The sequence below is a fragment of the Microbacterium sp. NPDC058021 genome (assembly GCF_042885955.1).
GTDB lineage: Bacteria > Actinomycetota > Actinomycetes > Actinomycetales > Microbacteriaceae > Microbacterium.
The window spans coordinates 372703-398407 of the sequence record NZ_JBHVRF010000004.1; the positions used below are offsets into that span (position 1 = coordinate 372703).

At 72.4% G+C, this 25705-nt stretch carries 20 protein-coding genes; 8 read left to right on the forward strand and 12 right to left on the reverse strand.

Annotation, left to right across the window (positions count from 1 at the left end):
- The first annotated feature begins 130 nt into the window (after window positions 1–130).
- Window positions 131–2758, forward strand: coding sequence for a DUF4062 domain-containing protein (locus ACFVR6_RS10870; protein ID WP_386962578.1), 2628 nt, complete (start codon window positions 131–133; stop codon window positions 2756–2758).
- A gap of 118 nt (window positions 2759–2876) precedes the next feature.
- On the opposite strand, the gene ACFVR6_RS10875 is transcribed toward ACFVR6_RS10870, so the two are convergent.
- Together ACFVR6_RS10875 and pxpA are read right to left on the reverse strand one after the other, a co-directional pair.
- Window positions 2877–4433, reverse strand: a complete 1557-nt coding sequence (locus tag ACFVR6_RS10875; protein ID WP_386962580.1) for a 5-oxoprolinase subunit B/C family protein — start codon at window positions 4431–4433, stop codon at window positions 2877–2879.
- A complete protein-coding gene (pxpA, locus tag ACFVR6_RS10880; protein WP_386962583.1) occupies window positions 4427–5182 on the reverse strand; it encodes a 5-oxoprolinase subunit PxpA in 756 nt (251 codons plus the stop codon). The genes ACFVR6_RS10875 and pxpA overlap by 7 nt, the downstream gene beginning before the upstream one ends.
- A gap of 189 nt (window positions 5183–5371) precedes the next feature.
- On the opposite strand from pxpA, the gene ACFVR6_RS10885 reads away from it, so the two are divergent.
- Window positions 5372–7105, forward strand: coding sequence for a dipeptide ABC transporter ATP-binding protein (locus tag ACFVR6_RS10885; protein WP_386962585.1), 1734 nt, complete (start codon window positions 5372–5374; stop codon window positions 7103–7105).
- A gap of 21 nt (window positions 7106–7126) precedes the next feature.
- Here the strand turns inward: ACFVR6_RS10885 and ACFVR6_RS10890 are convergent, their stop codons facing one another.
- The 3 genes from ACFVR6_RS10890 to ACFVR6_RS10900 form a co-directional block, all read right to left on the reverse strand.
- Window positions 7127–8029, reverse strand: coding sequence for an ABC transporter permease (locus ACFVR6_RS10890; protein ID WP_386962867.1), 903 nt, complete (start codon window positions 8027–8029; stop codon window positions 7127–7129).
- Window positions 8030–8082: 53 nt separating this feature from the next.
- Window positions 8083–9087, reverse strand: a complete 1005-nt coding sequence (locus ACFVR6_RS10895; RefSeq protein WP_386962589.1) for an ABC transporter permease — start codon at window positions 9085–9087, stop codon at window positions 8083–8085.
- A 92-nt stretch (window positions 9088–9179) separates the two neighbouring features.
- Window positions 9180–10856: an ABC transporter substrate-binding protein gene (locus ACFVR6_RS10900; protein WP_386962592.1), complete on the reverse strand. Its 1677-nt coding sequence runs from the start codon at window positions 10854–10856 to the stop codon at window positions 9180–9182.
- Window positions 10857–11008: 152 nt separating this feature from the next.
- On the opposite strand from ACFVR6_RS10900, the gene ACFVR6_RS10905 reads away from it, so the two are divergent.
- The 3 genes from ACFVR6_RS10905 (at window position 11009) to ACFVR6_RS10915 (ending at window position 13386) form a co-directional block, all read left to right on the forward strand.
- Window positions 11009–11872: a spermidine synthase gene (locus ACFVR6_RS10905; protein WP_386962595.1), complete on the forward strand. Its 864-nt coding sequence runs from the start codon at window positions 11009–11011 to the stop codon at window positions 11870–11872.
- A gap of 471 nt (window positions 11873–12343) precedes the next feature.
- On the forward strand, window positions 12344–12868 hold the full coding sequence (locus tag ACFVR6_RS10910; protein WP_386962598.1) for a hypothetical protein: 525 nt from the start codon (window positions 12344–12346) through the stop codon (window positions 12866–12868).
- Window positions 12869–12897: 29 nt separating this feature from the next.
- On the forward strand, window positions 12898–13386 hold the full coding sequence (locus ACFVR6_RS10915; RefSeq protein ID WP_386962601.1) for a SprT-like domain-containing protein: 489 nt from the start codon (window positions 12898–12900) through the stop codon (window positions 13384–13386).
- 18 nt (window positions 13387–13404) lie between these two features.
- Here ACFVR6_RS10915 and ACFVR6_RS10920 read toward each other — a convergent pair whose 3' ends face one another.
- Window positions 13405–14043 (reverse strand): 2-phosphosulfolactate phosphatase, encoded by a 639-nt coding sequence (locus ACFVR6_RS10920; RefSeq protein WP_386962604.1) that lies wholly within the window; start codon window positions 14041–14043, stop codon window positions 13405–13407.
- Window positions 14044–14052: 9 nt separating this feature from the next.
- The gene (locus ACFVR6_RS10925; protein WP_386962607.1) at window positions 14053–16533 is read right to left on the reverse strand and encodes a glycoside hydrolase family 3 protein; all 2481 of its coding nucleotides are present in this window, start codon (window positions 16531–16533) and stop codon (window positions 14053–14055) included.
- Window positions 16534–16599: 66 nt separating this feature from the next.
- Here ACFVR6_RS10925 and ACFVR6_RS10930 point away from each other — a divergent pair, with 66 nt between their 5' ends.
- Entirely contained in the window at window positions 16600–17100 is a 501-nt protein-coding gene (locus ACFVR6_RS10930) for a hypothetical protein (RefSeq protein ID WP_386962610.1), read from the forward strand.
- Between the two features lie 119 nt (window positions 17101–17219).
- Here ACFVR6_RS10930 and ACFVR6_RS10935 read toward each other — a convergent pair whose 3' ends face one another.
- From ACFVR6_RS10935 to ACFVR6_RS10955, 5 genes are all read right to left on the reverse strand, one after another.
- Window positions 17220–18599: an ABC transporter permease gene (locus tag ACFVR6_RS10935; RefSeq protein ID WP_386962870.1), complete on the reverse strand. Its 1380-nt coding sequence runs from the start codon at window positions 18597–18599 to the stop codon at window positions 17220–17222.
- 74 nt (window positions 18600–18673) lie between these two features.
- On the reverse strand, window positions 18674–19465 hold the full coding sequence (locus ACFVR6_RS10940; RefSeq protein ID WP_386962613.1) for an ABC transporter ATP-binding protein: 792 nt from the start codon (window positions 19463–19465) through the stop codon (window positions 18674–18676).
- A 143-nt stretch (window positions 19466–19608) separates the two neighbouring features.
- A complete protein-coding gene (locus ACFVR6_RS10945; RefSeq protein WP_386962616.1) occupies window positions 19609–20268 on the reverse strand; it encodes a response regulator in 660 nt (219 codons plus the stop codon).
- Window positions 20265–21425 (reverse strand): sensor histidine kinase, encoded by a 1161-nt coding sequence (locus ACFVR6_RS10950; RefSeq protein WP_386962619.1) that lies wholly within the window; start codon window positions 21423–21425, stop codon window positions 20265–20267. The genes ACFVR6_RS10945 and ACFVR6_RS10950 overlap by 4 nt, the downstream gene beginning before the upstream one ends.
- A 462-nt stretch (window positions 21426–21887) precedes the next feature.
- Window positions 21888–23219: an aminotransferase class I/II-fold pyridoxal phosphate-dependent enzyme gene (locus tag ACFVR6_RS10955; protein ID WP_386962622.1), complete on the reverse strand. Its 1332-nt coding sequence runs from the start codon at window positions 23217–23219 to the stop codon at window positions 21888–21890.
- A gap of 174 nt (window positions 23220–23393) precedes the next feature.
- On the opposite strand from ACFVR6_RS10955, the gene ACFVR6_RS10960 reads away from it, so the two are divergent.
- Window positions 23394–24242 carry a nitrilase-related carbon-nitrogen hydrolase gene (locus ACFVR6_RS10960; RefSeq protein ID WP_386962625.1) on the forward strand — a complete coding sequence of 283 codons (849 nt, stop codon included), beginning with the start codon at window positions 23394–23396 and terminating at the stop codon, window positions 24240–24242.
- 24 nt (window positions 24243–24266) lie between these two features.
- The gene (gene hydA / locus ACFVR6_RS10965) at window positions 24267–25703 is read left to right on the forward strand and encodes a dihydropyrimidinase (RefSeq protein ID WP_386962628.1); all 1437 of its coding nucleotides are present in this window, start codon (window positions 24267–24269) and stop codon (window positions 25701–25703) included.
- Window positions 25704–25705: the final 2 nt, after the last annotated feature.

Here is a 25705-nt window from a genome sequence, read left to right on the forward strand (position 1 = left end):
GGAGCGCAAAGAACAACTATATGTCTTGCGACGCGCCATGTCCAGCTGGATTCTTGACGACGTACGGATGCTGAGGTATATGCGCCCGCGGCATCTGGTGCGGCCTCCCCTGAGAGGCCATGATGTGCACATGATCGGGGGGACACCCGTGATCCGCACGCCCGACCAGCGGATCCGTGTTTTCGTCAGTTCCACCCTCCGCGAGCTCGCTGAGGAGCGCGCGGCGGCCCGGCGTGCGATCGAGGCGCTGCGTCTTGCGCCGGTGCTGTTCGAGCTGGGCGCCCGGCCCCATCCGCCGCGGGCACTGTACCGCTCGTACCTCGAGCAGAGCGACGTGTTCGTCGGGATCTACGCGGACAGTTACGGCTGGGTCGCGCCGGAGGAGGAGGTGTCGGGGCTCGAGGACGAGTACAACCTCGCCCCGGCATCCATGCCCAAGCTCATCTACATCAAGGCCAGCGACGCCCGCGATGAGCGGCTCGCCGCGCTCATCGGCCGCATCCAGTCCGACGACACCGCCGCCTACCTGCCGTTCCACACCGCCGACGAGCTGGAGGCACGCCTCGGCGACGATCTGGCGACCCTCATGGCCGAACGGTTCGAGCAGTCCCGCTCCCCCGGTGGTGACGGGGACGACGAGCCGCACGCCGGAGCTCTCGTCTCGCGCGTGCCGGTGCCGTACACGACCACGATCGGCCGGCAGGGCGACGTCGCGGCGGTCGTGCAGATGCTCACGCACGGCGGAGATCGCCTGGTGAGCCTCATCGGTCCCGGCGGCATCGGCAAGAGCCGCCTGGCGATCGAGGTGGCCCTCGCCGCCGCGCACGAGTTCCCCGACGGGGTGTACTTCGTCGCGCTCGAGAACGTGCTGGAACCGGCGCTGCTGCTGCCGACGATCGCGTACAGCCTCGGCATCCGCGACAACGGGGAAGCCGCCATCGAGGAGCGCATCTCCCGCGCCCTGGAAGGGCGGCGCGTGCTGATTGCGCTAGACAACTTCGAGCAGATCGTGGAGGCGGCCCCCGTGCTCGTGCGGCTGTACACCGTCGCGCCGCTGGCGAGCTTCCTCGTGACGAGCCGGGTGGTGCTGCGCATCCGCGGCGAGCGCGTGTACGACGTGCAGGCTCTCACGACCCCCGCCGACGGCGCCCCCGCGACCCTCGAGCGGGCCGAGCGCTCGAGCGCCTGCGCACTGTTCGTCGACCGCGCCCAGGCCGCCGCCCCCGCCTTCGCGCTCACCGAGGCCAACGCCGGCGCGGTGATGGACATCTGCCGCCGACTGCAGGGGCTGCCGCTGGCGATCGAGCTGGCCGCGGCGAAGGTGCGGATGCTGTCGCCGCACGCGATCGCGGAGCGCCTGGAACGCAGCCTGCCGCTGCTGACGGCGGCGGTGCGGGACATGCCCGAGCGGCATCGCACGATGCGCGCGACGCTGGAGTGGAGCGTGAGCCTGCTGCCGCCGGCGCACCGGGCGCTGCTGGAGGACCTGGGGGTGTTCGCGGAGCGGTTCACGCTCGAGGGCGTCGAGGCGCTGGAGCCGGGGCGCGCGTGGGAGGGCGGCGCGATCGAGGGGCTCGCGGCCCTCGTGGACAGCTCACTGGTGACGCAGACCGATCTCGACGGGCGCAGTGTGCTGTCGCTGCTGGCGATCGTGCGGGAGTACGCGCTCGGGCGGCTGAAGGAGCGCGGCGAGGCCGACCTCGTGCGGGCCGCGCACGCCGACTACTACCGCGATCTCGTCGTGCGCCTGGCCCCGCAGCTGCGCGGTCCCGGCCAGGCGCAGGCGGTGGCCGAGCTCGGACTGCAGCTGGCGAATCTGCGGGCCGCCGTGCGGCACCTCGTGCACATCGACCGGCTCGACGACGCCGGAGACTTCGCGTGGGCGCTGCTCATCTACTGGTGGATCATGGGCCTGTTCGCGGGCGTGCGGGTGTGGATGCTGGAGCTGCTCGGCAAGGAGCAGCCCATCACGCAGCACACCCGCGCGGTGGCCTGGTTCTTCTCGCTGTGGGGGCAGCTGTGGCAGCGTCCGGCGCAGGAGGTGGTCGCGGGGCTCGGGGAAGTGACCCGGCTGTTCTCCGAGAGCGGCGACGAGGATGCCGCGGCGATGGCATTCGCGGCGCGCGCCACGGCACGGGTGCAGCTGCCCGATCCCGACATCGACCGCGCCGAGAGCGAGCTGAACGAGGCGGTGGAGCGCCTGCACGCCGTCGGCAACCCGTGGGGCGAGGCGATCACGCGGGTCTCGCTGGGGCGGGTGGCGTGGCTGCGCGGCTCGATCGACGACGCACTGGCGCATCTGGAGCGCGCCACCGCCATCGCGCAGGAGGGCGGCGACCTGTTCACCCGGTCGATCGCCGGCAACCAGAAGGGGCGGCTGCTGATCGTGCAGGGGTCGATCGACGAGGCCGAGCGGGTGTTCGTGCGCACGCTGCTGGACTCGCTGCGGCTGCGCCACGAGGAGGGCGCCGCCTACGGGCTCGAGGGCCTGTGCGCCGTCGCGGGCGCCCGCGGGGAGCCGCGGCTGGCCGGCGCCCTGTCGGCTGCGGCGACGGCCATCCGCCACCGGGTCGGGGTGTTCGATGTGGAGGCGTTCACGGTGCATTCGCTGTCGCTGGATGCGGCGCGGGCCACCGCGCCGCAGCTGGTGGCCGAGGGTGAGGCGCTCGGCGAGGGGCTCACCCTCGCCGAGGCGGTGGCGCTGGCCCTCCCGGAGCCGGAACGCACGCGCGCCGCGGAGGTGCTCGCGCACTGGTGACGGGGCGGGCGACGCCGGGCGCGGCATCCCGAGCACAGGGGAACTCCCCACGACAGGACGATCCGCGCGGGAAACGTCCTGTTCCCGAGAGATCTCCTGTGGCGGGGATGCCGGGGGCTCAGGGGCGGGCGTGACGCAACCGCACCCGCATGCCCGGGCGCGCCTGCGCAAGCGCGTCGAGCGCGGCATCCGTCGCCACCGCGATGACGGGATAGCCGCCGGTGACCGGTCCGTCGGCGCACAGGATCGTGGGGCGCCCGCTCGGCGGCACCTGGAGAGCGCCGGGGACCATGCCTTCGCTGGGCAGCTCCCCCTCGCGCACACGCGGCAGCGGCGGGCCGTCGAGCCGCACGCCGACGCGATCGGCGTCGGGGGTGACCGTCCAGGTGGCGGTGAAGAGGGTGTCCAGCGCGGATGCCGCGAACCAGTCGGCCCGCGGCCCGGGCGAGAGCGCGAGGGCGAGCTCGTCGTGGGGCGGTGGTCCCCACGGGTGCAGATCGAGGGAGGGCACGTCGCCCGCCGTGTCCTCGGCGAGCGCGAGCGTCTCGTCCGCGGCGAGCGGCCCGCGGCCGAGCCCCGCCAGCACGTCGGTCGCGCGGGAGCCGGCGACGACGGGGGCGTCGAATCCGCCGCGCACCGCGAGGTAGGCCCGCACCCCGTCGGCGAACGGGTGCAGATGCAGCTCCGCGCCGGCGGGCCACGCGAACGCGGTGTACGGGTCGACGGGCCGCCCGTCGACGGAGATCGCGCCCCACGCCCCGGTCACCACGGCGACGAGGTCGCGCCGCGCGCGCAGGCGGCATCCACCCATCGTCACCTCGAGACCCGCGGCGTGCGGCGCGTTGCCGACCAGGCGGTTCGCCGTGGCGAGCGCGGCGCGGTCCAGCGCCCCCGAGCGCGCGATGCCCTCCGCCGCGTGGCCCGCGCGTCCGAGGTCCTGCACGGTCGCCAGCGGCCCCGGTTCGATGACCACGACCGCCGGCGCGCCGCCGATCCCCGCGCCCGCCGCCGCGCCGACCCCCGCCCGCCCGTGAGACGGGGGCGCGGCGGGGACGAAGCGCACGCGGGTTCCGGGGGCGAGGAGGGCCGGCGAGGATGCCGCGGGGTCGAACAGCACGGCGTCGGTGCGGCCGATCAGCCGCCACCCGCCCGGGGTCGCCCGCGGGTAGGCGCCGGAGAAGCCACCCGCGAGCCCGACGCTGCCGGCGGGCACCCGGGTGCGGGCGGCATCCAGCCGCGGCACGTCGTACGGCCAGTCCTCGCTCACGAGGTACCCGAACCCGGGCGCGAATCCGGTGAAGGCGACCGTCCACACCGCCTCGCGATGCCGCCGCACCAGCTCGTCGACGCCGACGCCGAGCACCGCCGCGGTGTCGGCGAGGTCCGGCCCGTCGTAGGTGATCGGCAGCTCCACCTCCCGCACGGCGGATGCCGCGGGGGGAGCCGGCGGGGCGTGCGCGATCCAGGCGCGCGCCGCCGCCACCGGCAGCACGCCGGGGTCGACCCGCACGAGCACCGTGCGCGCCGCCGGCACGAGGTCGACCACGCCCGCGGGCCGCGACGACTGCAGTCGGGCGTGCAGCTCCGCGACGGCGGCGAGGGAATCCACCTCGACCAGCAGCGCCGATGCGCCGAACGGCAGGATCCGCGGTGCACCGCCGGCGGCGCTCACCATGGCGCCCGCACCGCCACGCCCTCCGCCTCCAGCGCGGCACGCACGGCACGGGCCATGGCCACCGCGCCGGGCGAGTCGCCGTGCACGCACAGCGACGCGGCATCCGATCGCACGAGCTCTCCGCCCACCGCCACGACGACACCCTCCACCGCGAGCCGCACGGCACGGTCGGCGACCTCGTGCGCGTCGTGGAGGAGCGCGCCGTGCTCGCCGCGGGCGACGAGGGTGCCGTCGGCGCGGTAGCCGCGATCGAGGAAGGCCTCCCGCACGAACCGCAGCCCGGCATCCGTCGCCGCCGCCGCGATCTCGCCCTCGAGCCCCAGCACCGGCACCGATCGCCCGAGTCGCGAGGACAGGTCGGCGACGGATGCCGCCACCGCCCGGGCCGCGCCCGCGTCGGCGGACACCGCGTGGTAGAGCGCGCCGTGGGGCTTGACGTAGCGGATGTCGGCACCGGCGGCGGCGAGCGCCGCGAGCTGCGCGGTGACCTGGGCGCGCAGCAGCGCCGGGTCGACGCTCATGTGCACACGGCCGAAGTTGGCGGGGTCGGCGAAGGACGGGTGGGCGCCGACCGCCACGGCACCGGCCGCGGCCGCCGCGACGGCCGCGCGCATCGAGACGGCGTCGCCGGCGTGGCCCCCGCACGCGACGCTGGCACTGGAGACCACCGCGAACAGGGCCGCGTCATCGGCCGTCGGGACGCCCTCGACCGTCTCACCGAGGTCGGCGTTGAGGTCGATCGTGCGCATGCGACCACGGTAGCCCGCGCGCTGCGCCCGATCGCCGTCGGAATTCAGGCTGTGGGGGCCGATCCGGCCGCCGAATCGGCCGCCGAAGCCGCCCAGCCTGAATTCCGACAGACGGTCCCGCGTTACGAACGAGTAAAGGCTGTCGCCCGACTCGTGCGCCCGGCTCGGCGGCACGGCAGGATGGAGCGCATGCTTCAGGATGCCGCGCCGCTGCTGCAGGTCCGCGATCTCGCCGTCGAGTTCGGAACGATGGACGGCTCCGTGCGCGCCGTCGAGAAGATCGGCTTCGACCTCGCCGCCGGAGAGACCCTCGCCATCGTCGGGGAATCGGGGTCGGGCAAGTCGACGACCGCGATGGCCGTGATCGGCCTGCTCGCCGGCAACGGCCGCATCGCGGAGGGCAGCATCACCCTCGACGGGCAGGAGCTGGTGGGCGCGCCCGAGTCGGTGATGCGCAAGATCCGCGGCCGGTCGATCGGCCTCGTGCCGCAGGACCCGATGTCCAACCTCAACCCGGTGTCGCGCATCGGCACGCAGATCGCCGAGACCCTGCTCGCCCACGGCATGGCCACCCGCTCCAACGTCGACAAGAAGGTCGTCGAGACGCTCGCCGCCGCCGGTCTCCCCGACGCCGAGAAGCGCGCCAAGCAGTACCCGCACGAGTTCTCCGGCGGCATGCGCCAGCGCGCGCTCATCGCCATCGGGCTGGCGTGCAACCCGCGCCTGCTCATCGCCGACGAGCCCACCAGCGCCCTGGACGTCACGGTGCAGAAGACGATCCTCGACCAGCTCGGCCGCATGACCGGCGAGCTCGGCACCGCCGTGATGCTCATCACCCACGACCTGGGTCTCGCCGCCGAGCGCGCCTCCCGGGTGATCGTCATGCACCGCGGCCGCATCGTGGAGCAGGGCCCCGCGCGCCAGATCCTCGAGGACCCGCAGGCCGAGTACACCAAGGCCCTCGTCGCCGCGGCCCCGTCGGTGGCCGCCGTGCGGCTGCGGCCGGAGGTGTTCCGCGGGACCGCGACGACGACGACGGATGCCGTCTCCCCCGCTCCCCTCGCCGCAGCCGCCGAGCCCGCACCCGCCACCACCGCGCCGCGCACGCCCGAGGCGTCGTCCGTGGCATCCCCCGTCGACAACATCCTCGAGGTGGATGGGCTCACCAAGCTCTACAAGGTGCGCGGCAGCAAAGAGGACTTCGCCGCCGTCAAGGACGTGTCGTTCGCGATCCCGCGCGGCGAGACGGTGGCCATCGTGGGCGAGTCGGGGTCGGGCAAGACCACGACGGCGCGCATGATCCTCAAGGCCGTCGATCCGACCGCCGGGGCGATCCGCTTCGAGGGTCAGGACGTCGCGTCGTTGAAGGGACGCGACCTGCGCACCTTCCGTCAGAAGGTGCAGCCGATCTTCCAGGACCCGTATTCGTCGTTGAACCCGATGTTCACGATCGAGCGGATCATCGAGGAGCCGCTGGTGTTCTACCGCCGCGGCTCGGCGAAGGAGCGCGCGGCGCGCGTGCGGCAGCTGATGGACGACGTGGCCCTGCCGCAGTCGATGCTGCGCCGCTACCCCGCGGAGCTCTCCGGTGGCCAGCGCCAGCGCGTGGCCATCGCGCGGGCGCTCGCCCTCTCCCCCGACCTCATCGTGTGCGACGAGCCGGTGTCGGCGCTGGACGTGCTGGTACAGGCGCAGATCCTGCGGCTGCTGGGCGACCTGCAGCGCGAGTACGGCCAGAGCTACCTGTTCATCTCGCACGACCTGGCCGTGGTGCGCCTCATCAGCGACTACGTCTGCGTCATGAAGAACGGGGAGCTGGTGGAGGCGGCGACCTCCGAGGAGATCTTCACCAACGCCCGCGACCCGTACACCCGCAAGCTGCTGGCATCCATCCCCGGCAACGAGCTCGACATCGCCGTCTGAGGCACCCGGCCGCGATCGGCCTCAGCGCCCGCGCGTGCGGGGGTCCATCGCCTCGCGCAGCGCCTCGCCCAGCAGGGTGAAGCCGAGCGCGGTGACGGCGATGCAGATGCCGGGGAGGAAGGCCAGCCACGGCGCGATGGCGAGCTCCGCCTGTGCGTAGGTGAGCATGCGGCCCCACTCGGCCGTCTCGGGGCGACCGCCGCCGAGGCCGAGGAACGACAGCGCCGCGGCGTCGATGACCGCCGTCGCGAGGGTGAGCGTTCCCTGCACGATGACCGGGCCGATGCTGTTGGGCAGCACGTGGCTCATCGTGATGCGCCCGCGGCCGAGGCCGAGGGTCTGCGCCGAGAGCACGTAGTCGGCCGAGCGCTGCTGCAGCATCGACGCGCGCAGCAGACGCGCGAAGATCGGCACCTGCGAGGCCCCCACGGCGATCATCACCGACAGCTGCGACTGGCCGAGCACCGCGGCGATCGACACCGCCAGCAGCAGGCTCGGCACCGACAGCAGGATGTCGACGACACGCATCACGGCGTTGTCGACCCAGCCGCCGAAGGTGCCGGCGAGGAGCCCCAGCACGGCGCCGCCGGCCAGGCCGAAGACCGTGGAGACCACACCGATCATGAGCGACGCCTGCGCGCCCCAGATGAGCTTGGAGAGCACGTCGCCGCCGAAGCGGTCAAGACCCAGCGGGAACTGCGGCAGTTCGCCGGGACCGGGGATGTAGGTGGGGGTGATGTACTTCGCCCCCGGCAGCGCCATCTCGGGGTACGGCGCCAGCCAGGGCGCGAACACGGCGATCAGCACGAAGATCGCCACGATCACGGCGCCGGCCCAGGCGGCGGGGTTGCGGCGCAGGCGCCGGAAGACGTCACGCCAGAATCCACCCTGGGTCTTGGCGGACAGCAGTTCGCGGTCGACGATGGCGGTGTCGTCGACGGGGCCGCCGCTCGGGGCGGGAGGCAGGATGCTGGAGCTCACGAGACCCTCACTCTCGGGTCGATGACGCTGTACGACACATCCACCAGCAGGTTGATGAGCGCGTAGACGATGGCGATGAAGATGATGAAGCCCTGCAGCACCGGGAAGTCGCGGTTGAAGATGGCGCCGGCCAGGAACGAGCCGATGCCCGGGAAGGCGAACACCGTCTCGGTGAGGATCGCCCCCGACAGCAGCAGGCCCGCCTGCAGGCCCACCGTCGTGATCACCGGCAGCATGGCGTTGCGCAGGATGAAGCGGTCGCGCAGCGTGGCGCGCGAGATGCCCTTCGCGGCGCCGGTGCGCACGTAGTCGGCGTTCTGCACCTCGAGCACCGAGGCGCGCGTGATGCGCACGATGATCGCGAGGGGGATGGTCCCGAGCGCGATGGCCGGCAGCAGCAGATGCAGGAACGCATCCCATGCGGCATCCCACTCTCCCGTGAGGATGCCGTCGAGCACGTAGAAGCCGGTGTAGTGCGTCGCATCGATGCGGGGGTTCTGCCTGCCGTCGCTGGGGAGCCAGCCCAGCTGCACGGCGAAGATGTACTTGAGGATGAAGGCCAGGAAGAACACCGGGATCGTGATGCCGACGAGGCTCAGCACGACCGACGCGTGATCGGTGAACTTGCCGTGTCGGCGGGCCGCCCAGTAGCCGAGCGGAATGCCGATGCCGACCGCGAGGATGAGTGCCAGCAGCGACAGCTCGATCGTCGCGGGGAAGCGGCGCAAGAACTCCTCGGTCACCGGTCGCCCGGTCTGCAGCGAGACGCCGAAATCACCGGAGAGCAGCTGCCCCATCCAGGTGAAGTACTGCTGCACGATCGGCTCGTTGAAGCCGTACAGCTCGTTGATGCGGGCCACCGCCTCGGGCGTGGCCCGCTCGCCCAGGAGGGCGACGGCCGGTCCACCGGGCAGCGCCCGGACCCAGAAGAACAGCAGCAGGCTCAACCCGAACAGGGTGGGGATCAGAAGCAGCAGCCTCTTACCGATGGTGCGCAGCAATGCGTGAGTCTCTCGTCGTCGTCGGCGTGGGAGTGCGGTGCGGGAGGAGGGCGGACCTCATCCCGCACCGCACATTACGGCACGGGCCGCGCTTACTCGGTCAGCACGATCTGGTTGAAGACCTCGTCGTTGACCGGGCTCGCCGGGTAGCTCTCGACCCGCGGGTCGAAGGCCAGCGTCGGCGCCGGGTGGGCCAGCGGCACACCCGGGATGAAGGTCGCGACCATCTCGTTGATGTCCTCGTACAGCGCCGACTGCTCCTCGAGGTTCGGGATGCCACGGGCCTCCTGCAGCGCCTGGAACAGTGCCGGGTTGTCGAAGCCCCACTCGTTCGACTGCGCTCCGAAGAACACGCCGACGAAGTTGTCGGTGTCGTTGTAGTCGCCGGTCCAGCCGAGCAGGTGGATGCCGTGGTCGGTGCTGCCGCTGGTGAGATCGAGGTAGTCGCCCCACTCGTTGGAGACCGGGTTGGTGACGACGCCCACTTCACCCAGCTGAGCCGAGAGCACCGTGAAGATCTGCTCCGGGTCGGGCATGTAGGGGCGCGACACGTTGACGGGGTAGTTGAACGTCAGCGTCAGCGGGTTGGCCTCGTCGTAGCCGGCCTCCGCGAGCAGCTCCTGCGCCTTGGCGGGGTCGTACTCGTAGGTCGTGACGTCGTCGTTGTACCCGTTGACCGTGTCGGGCATGAACTGGGTCGCCTTCTCGGTGCCTTCGGGCAGCACCTGCGTGATGAGGGCGTCCTTGTCGATCGCGTACGACAGGGCTTCGCGCACGAGCGGGTCCTGCAGCTCGGGAACGGCCTGGTTGAACGCGAGGTAGAGGATCGTGAACGGCGGACGAGACACCATGGTGAAGCCGTCCTCTTCGAGGGCGGCGGTGTCGGCGGGACCGACGAGGTCGTAGCCGTCGATCGAGCCGGACTCGAGCGCCTGGCGGCGCGCGGTCGGGTCGTCGATGGTGCGGAAGATGATCTCGTCGATCTGCCCGGTGTCGCCCCAGTAGTCCTCGTTGGCGACGAGGGTGACCTGCTCACCCGGTGCCCACTCCTCGAAGACGTACGGGCCGGTGCCGGAGGGGTGCGCCGTGGCGTACTCCGACAGCGTCGGCGCCTCGGCCGTGCCGCCGACCTCGTCGGCGGAGAACTCCGCCATCGCGGTGGGGCTCTGCATCGAGAACGCGGGCAGCGACAGCGCCGGGATGAAGCCGGCGAACGGCTGGTTCAGCGTGACGGTCGCCGTCGTGGCGTCGTCGGCCGAGCACGAGGCGTACACCGCCGATGACGGGTCGGACGCGTAGCCGCGGAAGAGCTTGGTGTAGTAGTAGGCCAGTGCCTCGCTGGCGGCCAGGCCCTCCCAGTTGTACCAACGGTCGAAGTTGGCGCACACCGCTTCGGCGTTGAACTCGGTGCCGTCGTGGAAGGTCACGCCCTCCTTGAGCGAGAAGGTGTGGGTCAGGCCGTCCTCGGAGGACTCCCATGACTCCGCCAGCAGCGGCGCCGGGTCGGCGGTGCCGGGCTCGGTGCCGACGAGGCCCTCGAAGATCTGGCGTGCGACGCGGAACGTCTCGCCGTCCTGCGCGAAGGCGGGGTCGAGGCCCGCGGGATCGGACGAGGCGGCGAAGACGAAGGTTCCGTCGACATCGGCGTCGCCGGTTTCGTCGCCGGTGCCGGCGTCGCGTTGACTCGAGCAGCCCGACAGCACGAGCGCGGCCATGGCCACGCTCGCGGCGGCCAGCAGGGCGCCGCGTCGTTTACGTGAATGGAGCATGGGTCGTGCACCTTCCGATGAGAGGACAGCCGCCCTGGCCAGTCAGACCCCCGGCGGCACGTGTTGATCCTCGACGCTACCGGTGCCCGGCGAGCTGGTTGATTACACCTTTGTCTCGATCCTGTTTCGGCTCGGCCGGTAGCCTGGAGGCCATGGCGCGAGCGAGCATCGAAGAACCGCCCCCGCAGGCGCGCCTGTCGGACGGCACGATCGCGCGCATCGTGCCGTCGCGCTACGTGTCGGGGTTCGAGCTCGACGTCGCCGGCACCCCGCAGTCGCACGTCGACCTCGACGACCCGACACACCTGCATTTCGAGTACGTCGCCCGCATGGGCGCGGTGATCGACCGCCTGCGGATGCCGGGGCAGCCGCTGTCGGCGGTGCACCTGGGAGCGGGCGCACTGACCATCCCCCGCTACGTCGAAGCCACCCGACCCGGCTCCCGCCAGCAGGTGATCGAGCTGGAGCAGGCCCTCGTCGACCTCGTGCGCGAGAACCTGCCGCTGCCGCGCGGCGCGCAGGTGCGCATGCGCATCGGGGACGCGCGGGCGGGCCTGGACCGTCTGCCGCCTGCCCTCATCGGGCAGGCCGACCTGCTCGTGTCCGATGTGTTCGCCGGCGCGCAGACCCCCGCCCACCTCACGACGGTGGAGTTCTACCGGGCCGCGGCGCGCGTGCTGGCATCCGACGGCGTGCTGCTGGTGAACGTCGCCGATGGCTCGGGGCTCGCGTTCGCGCGGCGCCAGGTGGCGACCGTGCGGGAGGTGTTCGCGCACGTCATCGTGCTCGCCGAGGTGCAGCTGTTCAAGGGACGCCGCTTCGGCAACCTCGTCATCGTGGCATCCGATTCGCCCCTGCCGACCGAGTGGCTGCCGCGCCTCATGGCGGCGGGCCCCCACCCGGCGAAGGTCGCGCAGGGCGCCGAGCTGGACGATTTCGTGCGCGGCGCCCGCGTCGCCACCGACGCCGACGCCACCCCCTCGCCGAAGCCGTCGCAGTCCGTCTTCGACCGCTGACGCGCGGGGGCTGGGCGCGGGCGGGCGTGCTCGGGACCGAGAAACCACTTTCTCGCCGGATGAGCGGATGCCGGGGCGGGCGGACGCCGGGGCGGGCGGATGCGGGAGGCGGGCGGATGCCGGGCCAAGCGGGGCGCGCGGGAGCCCGTACGTCCGTCGAGGGTCCCCCGCAGCTGAGAAACCACTTCTCGGCTGAGACACCACGCGGTGCGTGGTTTCCGAGCCGGAAAGTGGTTTCTCGGCGGAAGAGCGGATGCCGGAGGCGGGCGGATGCCGGGGGCGGGCGGATGCCGGGAGGCGGGCGAACGCCGGGGCAAGCGGATGCCGGGGCAAGCGGATGCCGGGGCGGGCGGATGCCCGACGGGCGGCGGATGCCGGGGGCGGGGTTCCGGCGACGCGGCGTGCCCTCGGGCACCCGGCGGCGGGTCGGGTGAGACTGGACAGGCGAGCCGCGTACGAAGGGAGTCGATCGTGAGTTTCATCCTCGGGTACGACCGGGACACCCTGCGCGAGCAGGTCGACCTGGACGCCTGCCAGGAGCGTCTGGACGAGATCGGCGAGCAGCGCAGCCTCGCGGCCCTGCTGGAGCGCGTGTGGCTGCTGAAGGTGCTCGATCGCCTCGACGACGCCCTCGTGATCTCGGAGCAGTCGGTGCGGCTGGCCCGCATGGCCGGGACCCGCAAGGACCTGCTGCGCGCCCGCGTGCTGCACGCGACGATTCTGCAGTTCCGCGGCGCGTACGCCGCCGCCGAGCAGGAGCTGACGACCTGCGCGGAAGAGGCCGAGGGCCAGGGTTGGGCGGCGCTGGGCGCGTTCGCCTACCAGCACCGCGGCAAGGTGCACTACGACGCGGGTGACTTCGTGTCGGCACGCGCGGACTTCAAGCGCGCACTGTTCCTGCGGCAGGAGGCAGGCGCCCCCGAAGACCAGCTGGAGTCGACTCTGCTCGCCATCGATGCCGCCGAGCGGCGCCGCGGCCGCGTACTGACGGCCTGAGTGTCGTAGGTACGTTCTACTCTTCCCTCATGTCGGACCCGCAAGACGTGCGCCTGATGGCGCAGCAGCTCCTCGCCGAACACCTCGACGATTCGTGGTCGTTCGCCTTCGACCACGCCAAGCGGCGTGCCGGCCTGTGCAACTACCGCGATAAACGCATCAGCGTGTCGCGCTACCTCGCGGCCCGCTACGACGACGAGACCAATCGGCAGACGCTGCTGCACGAGGTCGCCCACGCGCTGGCCGGAGCCTCGGCCGGGCACGGCGCCGCGTGGCGACGCACCGCGCGGCAGATCGGCTACACCGGCGGCGTCACCCACCACGGCGAGCCGGCCAACGACCTGGCGCCATGGGTCGGTGAGTGTCCCGCGGGGCATGTCGCCTACCGGCACCGCCGCGTGACGCGGGCGACGTCGTGTGCCAGGTGCGCGCCGACGTTCGACGAACGGTTCCTGTTCCGCTGGCACCGCCGGGAGATCACACCGGCGACCCGGCTGGCGGCGCAGTCGCCGCGCTGAGCGGCATCCACCGCCGGTTCAGTACCGCTCGAACCCGTCGCCGCGCAGCACCGGCACCGCGTCGACCGCATCGATCACGGCGGCGGCGCGCACGTCGTCCGCTCGCCCCTGCTCGATGAGCTCCTGGCCCGATCCTGCGGCGGTCAGCAGGTGCCGCACCGCCGCGCGCAGGCCCCGCAGCGACTCGCATACGGCGGCGGCCTCGGGCGAGGAGTGGTCGATGCCGCGGGCGGCGAGCGCGTCGATCACGGCACCGGCGCCGAGGTCGTCCTCCACCGCGACGCGCAGGCGCGCACCGGGCTCCCGCCCCTCGAGCTCACCCGCGGCGATGACCGCGATGCTCGTGCGGGCACCGCGGCGGTGCTGCTCGGCGAGCACGGCGTCGGCCACCGCCGACGCATTGCGCAGGCACCCGAGCAACACGACGGCACCGGAGGCGGCCGCCCGCGCCGCAAGGGCGGCACCGTTGATCGACACCGCGTGCGCGGCGTCGTCGAGGGGGAACCGGGCGCCGGATGCCACGGCGTCGGTCACCGTCGTCGAGAACCGCAGGACGTCGACCACCACGACGACGTCGGCGGGCGCGAGGCGATCAAGGCCCTCCGCGCCGCGCTCGAAGCGCACCTGGTAGCGGGACTGGTGAAACGGACCGGGCATCGTTCCAGGCTACGCGCCGGCTCGGTCCGCGAGCACCGGCGCCAGGGCCAGCGCGAGGCCCAGCACGTTGCGCGCGCCGCGCTGCAGCTCGCCGATCGTGAGGCCGTCGGCACGCGCGAGCGACTGCAGGATCGTGTCGTCGGCGTACGCCTGCGGGCCGTCGGCGGTTTTCACGCCGCCCGGCATGAGCACGTCCACCTGCGCGCGCACGCGGTAGGCGTTGTCGGTGAGGTCGGGGAAGTCGGGGTCGTCGGCATCCTCCATCCACCAGTCGGTGATGACGCATCCGGTGTAGCCCCACTCGCCGCGCAGGATCGTGGTCACGAGGTCGTGGTGGTAATGCGCCCACACGCCGTTGATCTGGTTGTAGGAGGTCATGATGGTGCGCGGCTGCGCCTCGGCGACGCACAGCTCGAAGCCGCGCAGGTAGATCTCCCGCAGCGCCCGCTCCGAGACGCGGGAATCGTTGCGGGTGCGGTTGGTCTCCTGGTTGTTCGCGGCGAAGTGCTTGGGGCACGCCGAGACGCCGGCCGACTGCACGCCCTGCACGATGGCGGCGCCGAAGCGCCCGGTGACCAGGGGGTCCTCGGAGAAGTACTCGAAATTGCGGCCGCACAGCGGGTCGCGGTGGATGTTCATCCCCGGACTGAGCAGCACATCCGAGCCCTTGCGGAGCATCTCCTGGCCGTGAAGCGCCGCCAGCTCCCGCACGAGTGCGGGGTTCCAGGTCGACGCGAGCGCGGTGCCGGACGGCAACAGCGAGGCGTATGCCGACAGACGCAGTCCGCTGGGCCCGTCGGTCGTCGTGATCGGGGGCACGCCCTTGGCGCGGAGCTCCGGCGAGACCCCGCCGAGCACGCCGGCGTTGCCGGGTGCGCCCAGGGGGCTGTGCATGGTGACGTCGCCGCGGGCCAGCAGCGCCAGCTCCTCCGGCGTGAGCTGGGCGATGAATGCGTCCAGCGTCGCGCGGCCGGCGGCGACGGCATCCAGGCTGATCCCCTGGTCGCCGGTGAACGCGATCGCGTCCGGCAGCCCCGAGAGGATGCGCTCGCGGCGGTCCACGGTCGCCTGCGGTGCGTCCTCCCACGCGACCACGGCCGCGCCGGAGTCGTCGCGGGCCAGCGTCATCCGCGCGAAGGGCGTCTGCGCCGCCGCGGCCTCGGCGACCTGCCGGACGACCCGCAGCTCGTCGACGGGCACGGTCAGCGCCAGGGATGCCGAGCGCACGTCGGTGCCGACGAGGATGGCGTACTCCCCCGGCTCGAGCACGAACGCGCTGCGGTGCCCGGTGACACCGGAGTCGTCGTAGGACGCGAGGTCGGCGAGGCGGAACTGCAGCGTCAGTCGCTCGGTCTCGCCCGGTGCGAGGAGCCCGGTCTTCGCGAAGGCGGCGAGCGCGCGGGCGGGTTTGCCGAGCCGGCCGTCGGGCGCAGCGAGGTACACCTGCACCGTCTCCTTGCCGCTATGGACGGCGTCGGTGTTGCGCACATCGACGGTCACGGTGACGCGGGCCGATGCGGCATCGGCGGCATCCGTCGTCGCTTCCACCACGGTGACGTCGAACGAGGCGTACCCGAGGCCGAAGCCGAACGGGAACTGCACCCGGTCCTGCGCGAACGTCTCGAAGTAGCGGTAGCCGACGAAGACGTCCTCGGCGTAGACGTTAAAATCGGCGCCGCCGAAGTTCGTCGCGCTGGGGTAGTCGGCGTAGGTGTGCGCGATCGTATCGGTGAGCTTGCCGCTGGGGGCGATCTCGCCGGCGAGCACGGCGGCCACGGCGCGCGCGCCCTCCATGCCGCCCTGCCACGCGTAGAGCACCGCGCCGATGCGGTCGCCGTAGTCGCCGAGCCACGACAGATCCATGACGTTGCCGGCGTCGAGGATCACGACGGTGCGCGCGAACGCGGTGGTGACGCGGTCAAGCAGCATCCGTTCGTCGTCGGTGAGGTAGAAGCTGCCCGGCTCGAGCACGCTCTCCCGCGCCTCCCCGGCGGCGCGGCCGATGACCACGACGGCGGTCTCGGCGCGCGTGGCGGCGGCCGTGACGACGGCGGGGTCCAGCAGCATCTCGGGGAAGTGGTGGGGCCACTGCCCCCAGGTGCCTTCGTACGACGGGCGGTTGTCGGCCGCCCACGCGGTGTAGAGCTCGGCGACCTCTTCGTCCACGCGCACGCCGGCGTCGCGGAGCCCCGCGAGCAGGTTCCACACGTAGGGCACCTTCACGTCGCCGCCGGAGCCGTACCCGACCGCGAACCAGTCGATCTGCACCCTGCCGAAAACCGCGACCGGGCGCTCGATGCCCAGCGGCAGCGTGCCGTCGTTGCGCAGCAGCACGGCGCCCTCGGCCGCGGCCTGCCGCGCCGTGCGGGCCAGTTCCGGATCGAGCGTCGGATCGGTGTCCAACAGCAGGGCGGAAATCTGCGCGACGGACTCGACGGGCGGGCGCACGTGCGAGCGGTCCCCGGACTCGGTGGCGGGGTTCGTGGTCATGAGGGTCCTCGGGGTGGTGACGCGATATGGGAGCGCTCCCAAACTAGCGGATGGGAGACTGCTCGCATGCGGATTCTGCTGAAGTTGGTTCTGGACTGCGACGCGGATGCCGCGTGGCGTGCCCTGCACTCCCCGCGCGCGGTGGCCGAGCTCTACGGACCACTGCTCGAGATGGTGCCGATGGATGCCGCCGGACTGCCGACCAGGCTGGAGCCGGGGGCCGACATCCCGGTGGAGCTGCGTTCGGCCGGGCTGACGCTCGGACAGCAGCTCATCCATGTGAGCGACCGTCGGGTGGCGTCGTCGGAGGGCGACGTGCGGGTGATGCGAGACAGCGGCATCCCACTGACGGGGCCGCTGTCCGTGCTCGACGTGTGGGACCACCAGATGGCGGTGTCGCCGGCGCCCGGGGACCCGACCCGCACGCTGTGGCGCGAGCGGCTCGTGATCGGCGGGGCGGCGGCCCCGACGCTGTGGCCGATGCTGTGGGGAGTGTGGCAGTGGCGCGGCGCGCGCCTGCGGACCCTCGCCCGCACCTGGGCGTTCGATCCCGCCCCCACCCCCTGACCCCGCGCCGCCCCCCGCGCGCCACCCCCGAGCCGCTCGAGTGTCGCTTATGGCGGATGCCACGGGCCGCGACTGTGCGCGAGCGACACCGGAGCGGCTCGTGGCTTGGCGCGGCCGGGCTACTCGGCGAGCGCCGCGACCGGGGCCACGCGGGTCGCGAGCCGGGTGGGAACCACGGCGGCCACGAGCGTGAGCACGGTCGTCGCGGCGACGACCACGAGCACCGCGAGCCACGGCACCGCAGGGGCGACGAAGGTCGGCGAGATCCAGTCGGGCGGCGTCCGCACCGCCCCCAGCAGCGACTGCGCTGCGGCCCACCCGTACGTGACCCCGAGCACGAGCCCGAACGCCAGCGCCGTCAGCGTCACGTGCACCGCCTCCAGCAGCACCATGCGGCGCACTTGGCCGCCGGTCAGGCCGAGCGCCCGCAGCAGCCCGAGCTCCCGGCGCCGCTGCACCACTCCGATCGTCAGCAGGTTGACCAGTCCGACGGCGGCGATCACGGCGCTCACCCCGACCAGCACCATCATCACGGCGGCGAACGAATCCAGCGTCTGCGCGATGGTCACGTGCACCTCCCCGCCGGACGATCGCGCCAGCAGCGCCTTCACCGACTCCGTCGCGACGGCGAACATCGTCACCAGCGCGACGCCCATGACGACGCCGATGGCCATCCGGCTCGAACGCTCCGGGTATCGCAGGGCGTTCTCGGCCGCGAGCCGCGCCGGAGCGGATCCGCCGAACGCGCGTCCGGTCAGCCGCAGCAGCGGCGGCATGACCAGCGGCGCGGCGAGGGTCAGCCCGGTGAAGGAGAACAGCCCGCCGAGGAAGGCGACCACGACGCCGAACGGCGTGAGCAGCCCCACCACGATGCCGCCGCCCAGCAGCAGCACCCCCAGCGCGACGAGTGCAACAGCCCAGCCGTTGCGCTTCGGCCGCCCGGCGACCTCTTCCCGCGTCGCCTCGACCGAGCCGCCCAGCGCCTGCAGCGGCGTCACCGACAGCACCCGGCGAGACCCCGCCCATGCCGCCGCCCAGGTGGTCAGCGCGACGGCGACCGCCGGCACGAGCAGCAGCGGACCGGCCACGACGTAGCCGGTGTCCACGCCGGTGATGCGGTCGAGCGTCGGCATCACGGCGATGCAGACGACCGTGGCGCCGACCAGGCCCAGGAACGCGCCGATCGCACCGACGGCCAGTCCCTGCCCCGCCACCTGCGCGCGCTGCGCCCGAGCCGATGCCCCGATCAGCCGCATCAGCGCGATCTGGCGGGTGCGCCCGGCGACGATCGTGGCGAACGTGTTGGCCGTGACGATCGCGCCCACGTACACGGCCACCGCCACCAGCAGCACGCTCAGGATGCCGACCACGAGCGTGAGGGTGCCGGAGTCGCCGTAGAGCGGATCGGCGCGCAGCACCGCGCCGATGTATCCGGTGGCCGTCAGCAGGGCCACCCCGAAGCCGGCGGAGATCGCCGAGACCAGCACGGTCGCACCCATTCCCCGCTCGCGCAGCCACGCGAGGCGAGAGGATGCCGCCGGCCGCGGCTCCGCGACAGCGACCGCTGCGGCGGTCACGCCGGCACCTCGTCGATGCCGAGCTCTGCGACGCCGAGTTCGGCGGCGAGCATGAACGCCGAGATCTCCTCGGCACTCTGGCGCGGTTTGTCGGCGACGACACGGCCGTCGGCGAGGTAGATCACCCGGTCGGCGTGGGCGGCGGCCACCGGATCGTGCGTGACCATCGCGATCGACTGGCCGCGATCACGGGATGCCGACGCCAGCAGGCTCAGCACCTCCCGGCCGCTGCGGGAATCCAGGTTGCCGGTCGGTTCGTCGGCGAACACGAGGTCGGGGCCCGTCGCCAGGGCGCGTGCGATGGCCACGCGCTGCTGCTGTCCACCGGACAGCTCGTGCGGGCGGTGTCCGAGTCTCGCGCCGAGCCCGAGCGTCTCGATGAGACCGTCGATGCGGGCCCGCTCGTTCGCGCTGGGGCGGCGACCGTCCAGGTCGAACGGCAGCAGGATGTTGGCCATCGCGTCCAGCGTCGGGACGAGGTTGAACGCCTGGAACACGAACCCGACGCGGCGGCGACGCAACACGGTGAGCTCGAGGTCCGACAGGTCGGTGATGTCGGTGTCGCCGATCCAGGCGCGGCCGCTCGTGGCGGCATCCAACCCCGCCATCACGTGCATCAGGGTGGACTTGCCCGAACCCGACGGCCCCATGATCGCGGTGAACTCGCCACGGCGGATGCCGACGCTCACCCCGTCGAGCGCACGCACGGCATTGCCGCCCGTGCCGTACGTCTTGGTCAGGTTCTGCACGCGTGCCGCGAGCCCCAGCTCGGTCGAAGTGATCTCCATGACAACGACCGTACGAGCGGGCGGGGGGCGGCCGCATCGGCCCGCGGTGGCATCCGTGTACATCGCAAGGATGATCCCCGCAGCCGCGGCCGCCCCCGAGGCGACGCCCCGCGCTCAGCGGGGGGGAACATCGACAGCGGGGATCAGGCCAGCCCGTGTTCGAAGGCGAACACCACCAGCTGCACGCGGTCGCGCAGCGCCAGCTTCGTGAGGATGCGACTGATGTGGGTCTTCACCGTCGCCTCGGACAAGAACTCGCGCGCGGCGATCTCGGCGTTGCTGAGTCCCCGCGCGGCGAGGGCGAAGATCTCCTTCTCGCGGTCGGTGAGCGCGCCGAACTGCGCCGGCACGGGGCGGGCCGGCTCGGCGAACTGCGCGAACAGCGCCCGCGTCGCGGCCGCGGCGATGACGGCGGACCCGGCGTGCACCGTGCGGATGGCGGCGAGGAGGAACTCCGGCTCGGCATCCTTGAGGAGGAACCCGCTCGCGCCCTGGCGGATGGCCCGGGCGGCCGCCTCGTCGAGGTCGAAGGTGGTGAGCATCACGATGCGCGGCGGGGCACCGTCGAGCACGGGATCGGTCAGCAGCTCCGCGGTGGCGGTGAGGCCGTCCATGACCGGCATCCGGATGTCCATCAGCACGACGTCGGGGCGGGTGGCGCGCACGACGCCGATCGCCTCGCGCCCGTCGGAGGCCTCGCCCACGACGGTGAGGTCGGGCTGCGAATCGACCAGCATGCGGATGCCGGCGCGGAACAGTGCCTGGTCGTCGACGAGGACGACGCGGATCGGGGAGGCGCTCATGCGGTCACCGCCGCCCCGACGGGGATCGCGGCGCGCACGACGAAGGTCTCGCCGTCCACGCCGGCATCCAGCCATCCACCGGCGAGCTGCGCGCGCTCGCGCATGCCGATGAGGCCGTGGCCGCGCCCGGAGTGCTCCGCCGGTGCCGTCGCAGCGCGGGCGTTGGCGACCGACAGCGTCACGTGGTCGGGTCGCCACGACAGCCACACGTGCACCGGACCCGGACCGCCGTGACGCAGCGCGTTGGTGAGCGCCTCCTGCAGGATGCGGTAGACCGCCAGCTGCACGGCGGCCGGCGGCTCGCCCGGCGGGGTCGGATCCACCGACACCCGCAGGTCGACGCCCGCGGCGCGCACCTGCGCGTACAGCTCCTCGAGGTCGGCGATGGTGGGCTGCGGCCCCTCGCCCTGGCTGTGGCGCAGCTGGGTGAGCAGCAGCCGCACGTCGGACAGTGCGGCTCGCGCGGTGGATGAGATCGTGCCGAGCGCGGCGGTGGCGGCGGCGGGGTCCGCCGCGGCGGCATACCGCGCGCCATCGGCCTGCGCGATGACGACGGCCAGCGAGTGCGCGACGACGTCGTGCATGTCGCGGGCGATGCGCACGCGTTCCTGCTCGGCGACCGTGTCGGCCTCGGCGGCCACCTGCGCGCGACGGTTCTCGCGCGCCCGGATGCCGGTGCGCACGAGGGCGCCCGTGGTCCACGCCAGGCCCAGGCCGAACAGCGCCGCGATGAGGATGGCGACGGCGGTGGTGATCCCGGAGCGGCCGAGCGGGTGAACGGAGGGGGCGAAGAGGTACGTCGCGATGGTGATCGCGCCGACGATGACCGAAGCGAAGCCGGCCCAGAACACCCGTCGCGTTCCGTAGGCGGCGGTCGTGTAGAGCACCGCGAAGATCGCGACGTCGGTGGGGCTGGGTTGGCGCTCGAACACCATCTGCAGGATCGCGCCGCACCAGGCCAGTCCCAGGGCGAGGCCCGGCGACAGCCGGCGAACGGCCAGTGCGGCGGCCATCGCGACGGCCAGCAGCGCCGCCGCCACGGCGTTGTAGGGCAGGTCCCGCCCCAGCTCGAGTTCCAGGTAGAACGCGAGGAGCCCGAACAGCCCGGCGCCGCCGACGTCGACGACGATCTGGTAGGTCTTGAGCTGGCGGAACACCCTTCGACGCTACGGGACGGCGGTGGCCGCGGCATCCATCGCGCGATGTATTGCCGCGCGCCGCGTGGCCCGCGCCCCGGCGGCTGCGCGGCGCCCTCGGGCTGCTCGAGTGTCACGAATGGCGGGTCCCGCGCGCCCCGACTGTGCGCAAGCGACACCGGAACAGCGCGGGTGACCGGCGCCCGCGTGCCGAGCGGCCGCGCGGCGTCCCCGGGCGGCTCGAATGTCACGAATGGCGGATGCCGCGCGCCCCGACTGTGCGCAAGCGACACCGGAACGGCGCGGACGACCGGCGCCCGCGTGCCGAGCGGCTCGAGTGTCACCAATGGCGGATGCCGCGCGCCAAGACTGTGCGCAAGTGACACCGGAGCAGCGCGGACGGACGGCGCGGGACGGCGCGGGAAGGCGACCGCGCGGGAAGGCGACGGCGCGGAAGGGGCGGAGCGACGGGGAAGGCTCGGGTCAGCCGCGACCGGCGCGGGCGGCGGCGGCGAGGTCGCGGGCGACGGCGGACACGTCGCCCGCGACCACCCCGGCGGTCACGCGCACATGCGCGGGACCGCCGTCGATGACGAACGGGGTGCCGGCGGCCACGGCGATGCCCGCGGCCGCCAGATGCACGGTGGCCGCCCGCTCGTCGGCCACCGGCACCCACAGGTTCAGTCCGTCGTGGCCGGGAACGGCCACACCTTCGCGGCGCAGCGCCGTGACCAGCGCTTCGCCGCGATCACGGTACACGTGCCGGGCGGCGCCCACGGCGGCGAGCGCCTCGGGATCGGTCAGCATGTCCAGCAGTACCGTCTGCAGCAGGCGCGAGGTCCACCCGGGCCCCAGCATCCGCCGCGCGACGAGCCGTTCCACCAGCCGAGCCGGCCCACCCAGCGCCGCGATGCGCAGGTCGGGGCCGTGCGACTTCGAGAAGCTGCGCACGTGCACGACCTGGTCGGGCAGCCAGAGCCCGAGCGACACGGCCGGCGCCATGGAGATGAGCCCGGAGTGATCGTCCTCGATCACGACCACCCGCGACCCGTCGCGCGCCGCACCGATGACCGCCGCCAGCCGCCGCGCGCGCTCGGCCGACATCGACGCCCCCGTCGGGTTGTGCGCCCGCGGCTGCAGGATCACCGCGGTGGGGCGCTCGACGAGCGCATCGGCGAGCGATTGCGGCCGCACGCCCTCGTCGTCGAGCGACAGCGGCACGGCCTCCGCGCCCAGGGCCTCGACGAGGTCGAAGAAGTAGGGGAACCCGGGCGATTCCACCGCCACCCTGTCGCCGAAGCGCACCACCTGCTCGAGCGTGCGGGAGATGCCGTCCAGTGCGCCGTCGACGACGGTGATCGCCTGCGCGCGCCACGGCCAGTCCCGCTCGAGCACGGCCGCGAGCTCGGGCAGCACCGGCAGGTCGTGATAGCGGCCGGTGTCGGCGCGCAGCGTCACGTGCGAGAACGCCGCCGCCAGCGACGGCAGCAGCGCCGGGTCGGGGGTGCCGAGCGACAGGTCGAGCCGCCAGTCCCCCTCGCGCGCCGACAGCCCCTGCACGCGGCGGGTCAGCCAGTCGCGCCGCACGCCGCGGACGAACGTGCCGGCCCGTCCCCGCGAGACGATCGTGCCGGTGCGGGCGAGGGCCTGCCAGGCGGCGCTGACCGTCGCGGGGCTCACCGACAGGTCGGCGGCGACCTCGCGCACGGTGGGCAGCCGGTCGCCGGGAGCGAGCACCCCGTCGGTCACGAGTCGCGCGATCACGCCCGCGATCCCCTGCGGCGAACGGTCGGGGAAGTCCACCGGCAGCACCACGCGATCTCCCTCTACCACATTCGCGGGCCAGCATTTACGCTCGCGTCACAGGACGAAACCGAAGAGAAATGTTCAACCCGAAAGATAACAGAACGGGGACGACCCGCTGACGCACCCGCGGCATCCGCAGCGTCGACGGTCCGCCATACCCGACGGTCCAGCCAGGAGGCGACGATGACGACGGTACGCGCAGCGATCACCCAGACCACGTGGACGGGCGACAAGGCGTCGATGCTCGACAAGCACGAGGACTTCGCCCGGGATGCCGCCGCGCAGGGCGCGCAGGTGCTCTGCTTCCAGGAGCTGTTCTACGGCCCCTACTTCGGCATCACCCAGGACAAGAAGTACTACCGCTACGCCGAGCCCGTCGACGGGCCCGTCGTGCAGCGGTTCGCCGCGGTGGCCAAGGAGCTGGGCGTCGTGATGGTGCTGCCCATCTACGAGGAGCAGCAGACGGGGGTGTACTACAACACCTCGGTGCTGGTGGATGCCGACGGCTCGACCCGCGGCATCTACCGCAAGAACCACATCCCCCACGTCGAGAAGTTCTGGGAGAAGTTCTACTTCCGTCCCGGCAACCTCGGCTACCCCGTGTTCGACAGCGCCGTCGGACGCATCGGCATGTACATCTGCTACGACCGGCACTTCCCGGAGGGGTGGCGGGCACTGGGGCTCAACGGCGCGCACATGGTCTTCAACCCCAACGCCACCAAGCCCGGGCTCTCGAACCGACTGTGGGAGATCGAGCAGCCCGCCGCGGCGGTCGCCAACGGCTACTTCGTGCTCGCCCCCAACCGCGTGGGCCGCGAGGACAACGAGTACGGCGACGAGGCGGTGACCTTCTACGGCACCAGCCAGGTCGTCGACCCGCGCGGCAACTACGTGGGCACCCTCGGCTCGGCCCACGCCGAGGAGATCCTCGTGCGCGACCTCGACATGGATCTCGTGCAGGAGATGCGCGACGACTGGCAGTTCTACCGGGACCGCCGGCCCGACACCTACACGAACCTGACGGCGCCGTGAGCACCAGACGAACGAGAGGCTGACATGGTCACGACACTGATCACCGGCGGCACGGTCGTCTCGGCCACCGGCCGTGCCCCCGCCGACGTGCTCATCGACGGCGAGACCATCGCCGCGGTGCTGGCACCGGGGTCCACCCTGCTCGGCAGCGATGTCGCGGCATCCGTGGACACCGTCATCGATGCCACCGGCAAGTACGTCATCCCCGGCGGCATCGACGCGCACACCCACATGCAGCTGCCGTTCGGCGGCACCGCCGCCAGCGACACGTTCGAGACCGGCACCCGCGCCGCCGCGTGGGGCGGGACGACGACCATCGTCGACTTCGCCGTGCAGCGCACCGGCGAGCGCATCGAAGACGGCCTCGCCCACTGGCACGAGCTCGCCGCCGGCCAGTGCGCGATCGACTACGGCTTCCACCAGATCGTCGGCGGGGTCGACGAGCAGTCGCTGCGGGCACTGCCGAAGCTCGTCGACGAGGGCATCACGAGCTTCAAGCTCTTCATGGCGTACCCCGGGGTGTTCTACTCCGACGACGCGCAGATCCTCAAGGCCATGCAGACCTCCGCCGCCACCGGCATGCTCACGATGATGCACGCCGAGAACGGCCCGGTCATCGACGTGCTCGCCGAGCAGCTGGTCGCCCGTGGGGAGACCGACCCGTACTTCCACGGCGTCGCCCGCGCGTGGCAGGCGGAGGAGGAGGCGACGCACCGCGCGATCATGCTCGCCGACCTCACCGGCGCCCCGCTGTACGTCGTGCACGTGAGCGCCAAGCAGGCCGTGCAGCAGCTGGCCTGGGCGCGCGACAACGGCAAGAACGTGTTCGGCGAGACGTGCCCGCAGTACCTCTACCTCTCGCTCGAGGAGCAGCTGGGCGCCTCCAGCGAGCAGTGGGGGGCGTTCGAGGGGGCCAAGTGGGTGTGCTCCACCCCGTTGCGCTCCCGCGCCGAGGGGCATCAGCACCACATGTGGCAGGCGCTGCGCACCAACGACCTGCAGATGGTCTCCACCGACCACTGCCCCTTCTGCATGACCGACCAGAAGGAGCTGGGGCGGGGCGACTTCCGCGCGATCCCCAATGGCATCGGATCGATCGAGCACCGCATGGACCTCATGTACCAGGGGGTCGTCACGGGCGAGATCTCGCTGGAGCGGTGGGTGGAGCTGACCAGCACCACCCCCGCGCGCATGTTCGGCATGTACGGCCGCAAGGGCGTCATCCAGCCCGGTGCCGACGGCGACATCGTGGTCTACGACCCCGCCGGCCACACGTCCATCGGCTACGGCAAGACGCACCACATGAACATGGACCACTCCGCCTGGGAGGGCTTCGAGATCGACGGACACGTCGACACCGTGCTCTCCCGCGGCAAGGTCATCGTCGACGACGGCCAGTACCTCGGTCGCAAGGGCGACGGCCGGTTCGTGCGGCGCGGCCTCAGCCAGTACCTCATCTAGGA

What these genes read in the sequence shown, in the direction of transcription:
- ACFVR6_RS10960 (WP_386962625.1), top strand. Translation starts at nt 23,394, where the DNA reads ATGACGACGGTACGCGCAGCGATCACCCAGACCACGTGGACGGGCGAC.
- ACFVR6_RS10940 (WP_386962613.1), bottom strand. Translation starts at nt 19,465, where the DNA reads ATGGAGATCACTTCGACCGAGCTGGGGCTCGCGGCACGCGTGCAGAAC.
- ACFVR6_RS10885 (WP_386962585.1), top strand. Translation starts at nt 5,372, where the DNA reads ATGCTTCAGGATGCCGCGCCGCTGCTGCAGGTCCGCGATCTCGCCGTC.
- ACFVR6_RS10930 (WP_386962610.1), top strand. Translation starts at nt 16,600, where the DNA reads ATGCGGATTCTGCTGAAGTTGGTTCTGGACTGCGACGCGGATGCCGCG.
- ACFVR6_RS10915 (WP_386962601.1), top strand. Translation starts at nt 12,898, where the DNA reads ATGTCGGACCCGCAAGACGTGCGCCTGATGGCGCAGCAGCTCCTCGCC.
- ACFVR6_RS10945 (WP_386962616.1), bottom strand. Translation starts at nt 20,268, where the DNA reads ATGAGCGCCTCCCCGATCCGCGTCGTCCTCGTCGACGACCAGGCACTG.
- ACFVR6_RS10905 (WP_386962595.1), top strand. Translation starts at nt 11,009, where the DNA reads ATGGCGCGAGCGAGCATCGAAGAACCGCCCCCGCAGGCGCGCCTGTCG.
- ACFVR6_RS10875 (WP_386962580.1), bottom strand. Translation starts at nt 4,433, where the DNA reads ATGGTGAGCGCCGCCGGCGGTGCACCGCGGATCCTGCCGTTCGGCGCA.
- ACFVR6_RS10925 (WP_386962607.1), bottom strand. Translation starts at nt 16,533, where the DNA reads ATGACCACGAACCCCGCCACCGAGTCCGGGGACCGCTCGCACGTGCGC.
- ACFVR6_RS10900 (WP_386962592.1), bottom strand. Translation starts at nt 10,856, where the DNA reads ATGCTCCATTCACGTAAACGACGCGGCGCCCTGCTGGCCGCCGCGAGC.
- pxpA (WP_386962583.1), bottom strand. Translation starts at nt 5,182, where the DNA reads ATGCGCACGATCGACCTCAACGCCGACCTCGGTGAGACGGTCGAGGGC.
- ACFVR6_RS10870 (WP_386962578.1), top strand. Translation starts at nt 131, where the DNA reads ATGATCGGGGGGACACCCGTGATCCGCACGCCCGACCAGCGGATCCGT.
- hydA (WP_386962628.1), top strand. Translation starts at nt 24,267, where the DNA reads ATGGTCACGACACTGATCACCGGCGGCACGGTCGTCTCGGCCACCGGC.
- ACFVR6_RS10920 (WP_386962604.1), bottom strand. Translation starts at nt 14,043, where the DNA reads ATGCCCGGTCCGTTTCACCAGTCCCGCTACCAGGTGCGCTTCGAGCGC.
- ACFVR6_RS10935 (WP_386962870.1), bottom strand. Translation starts at nt 18,599, where the DNA reads ATGGGTGCGACCGTGCTGGTCTCGGCGATCTCCGCCGGCTTCGGGGTG.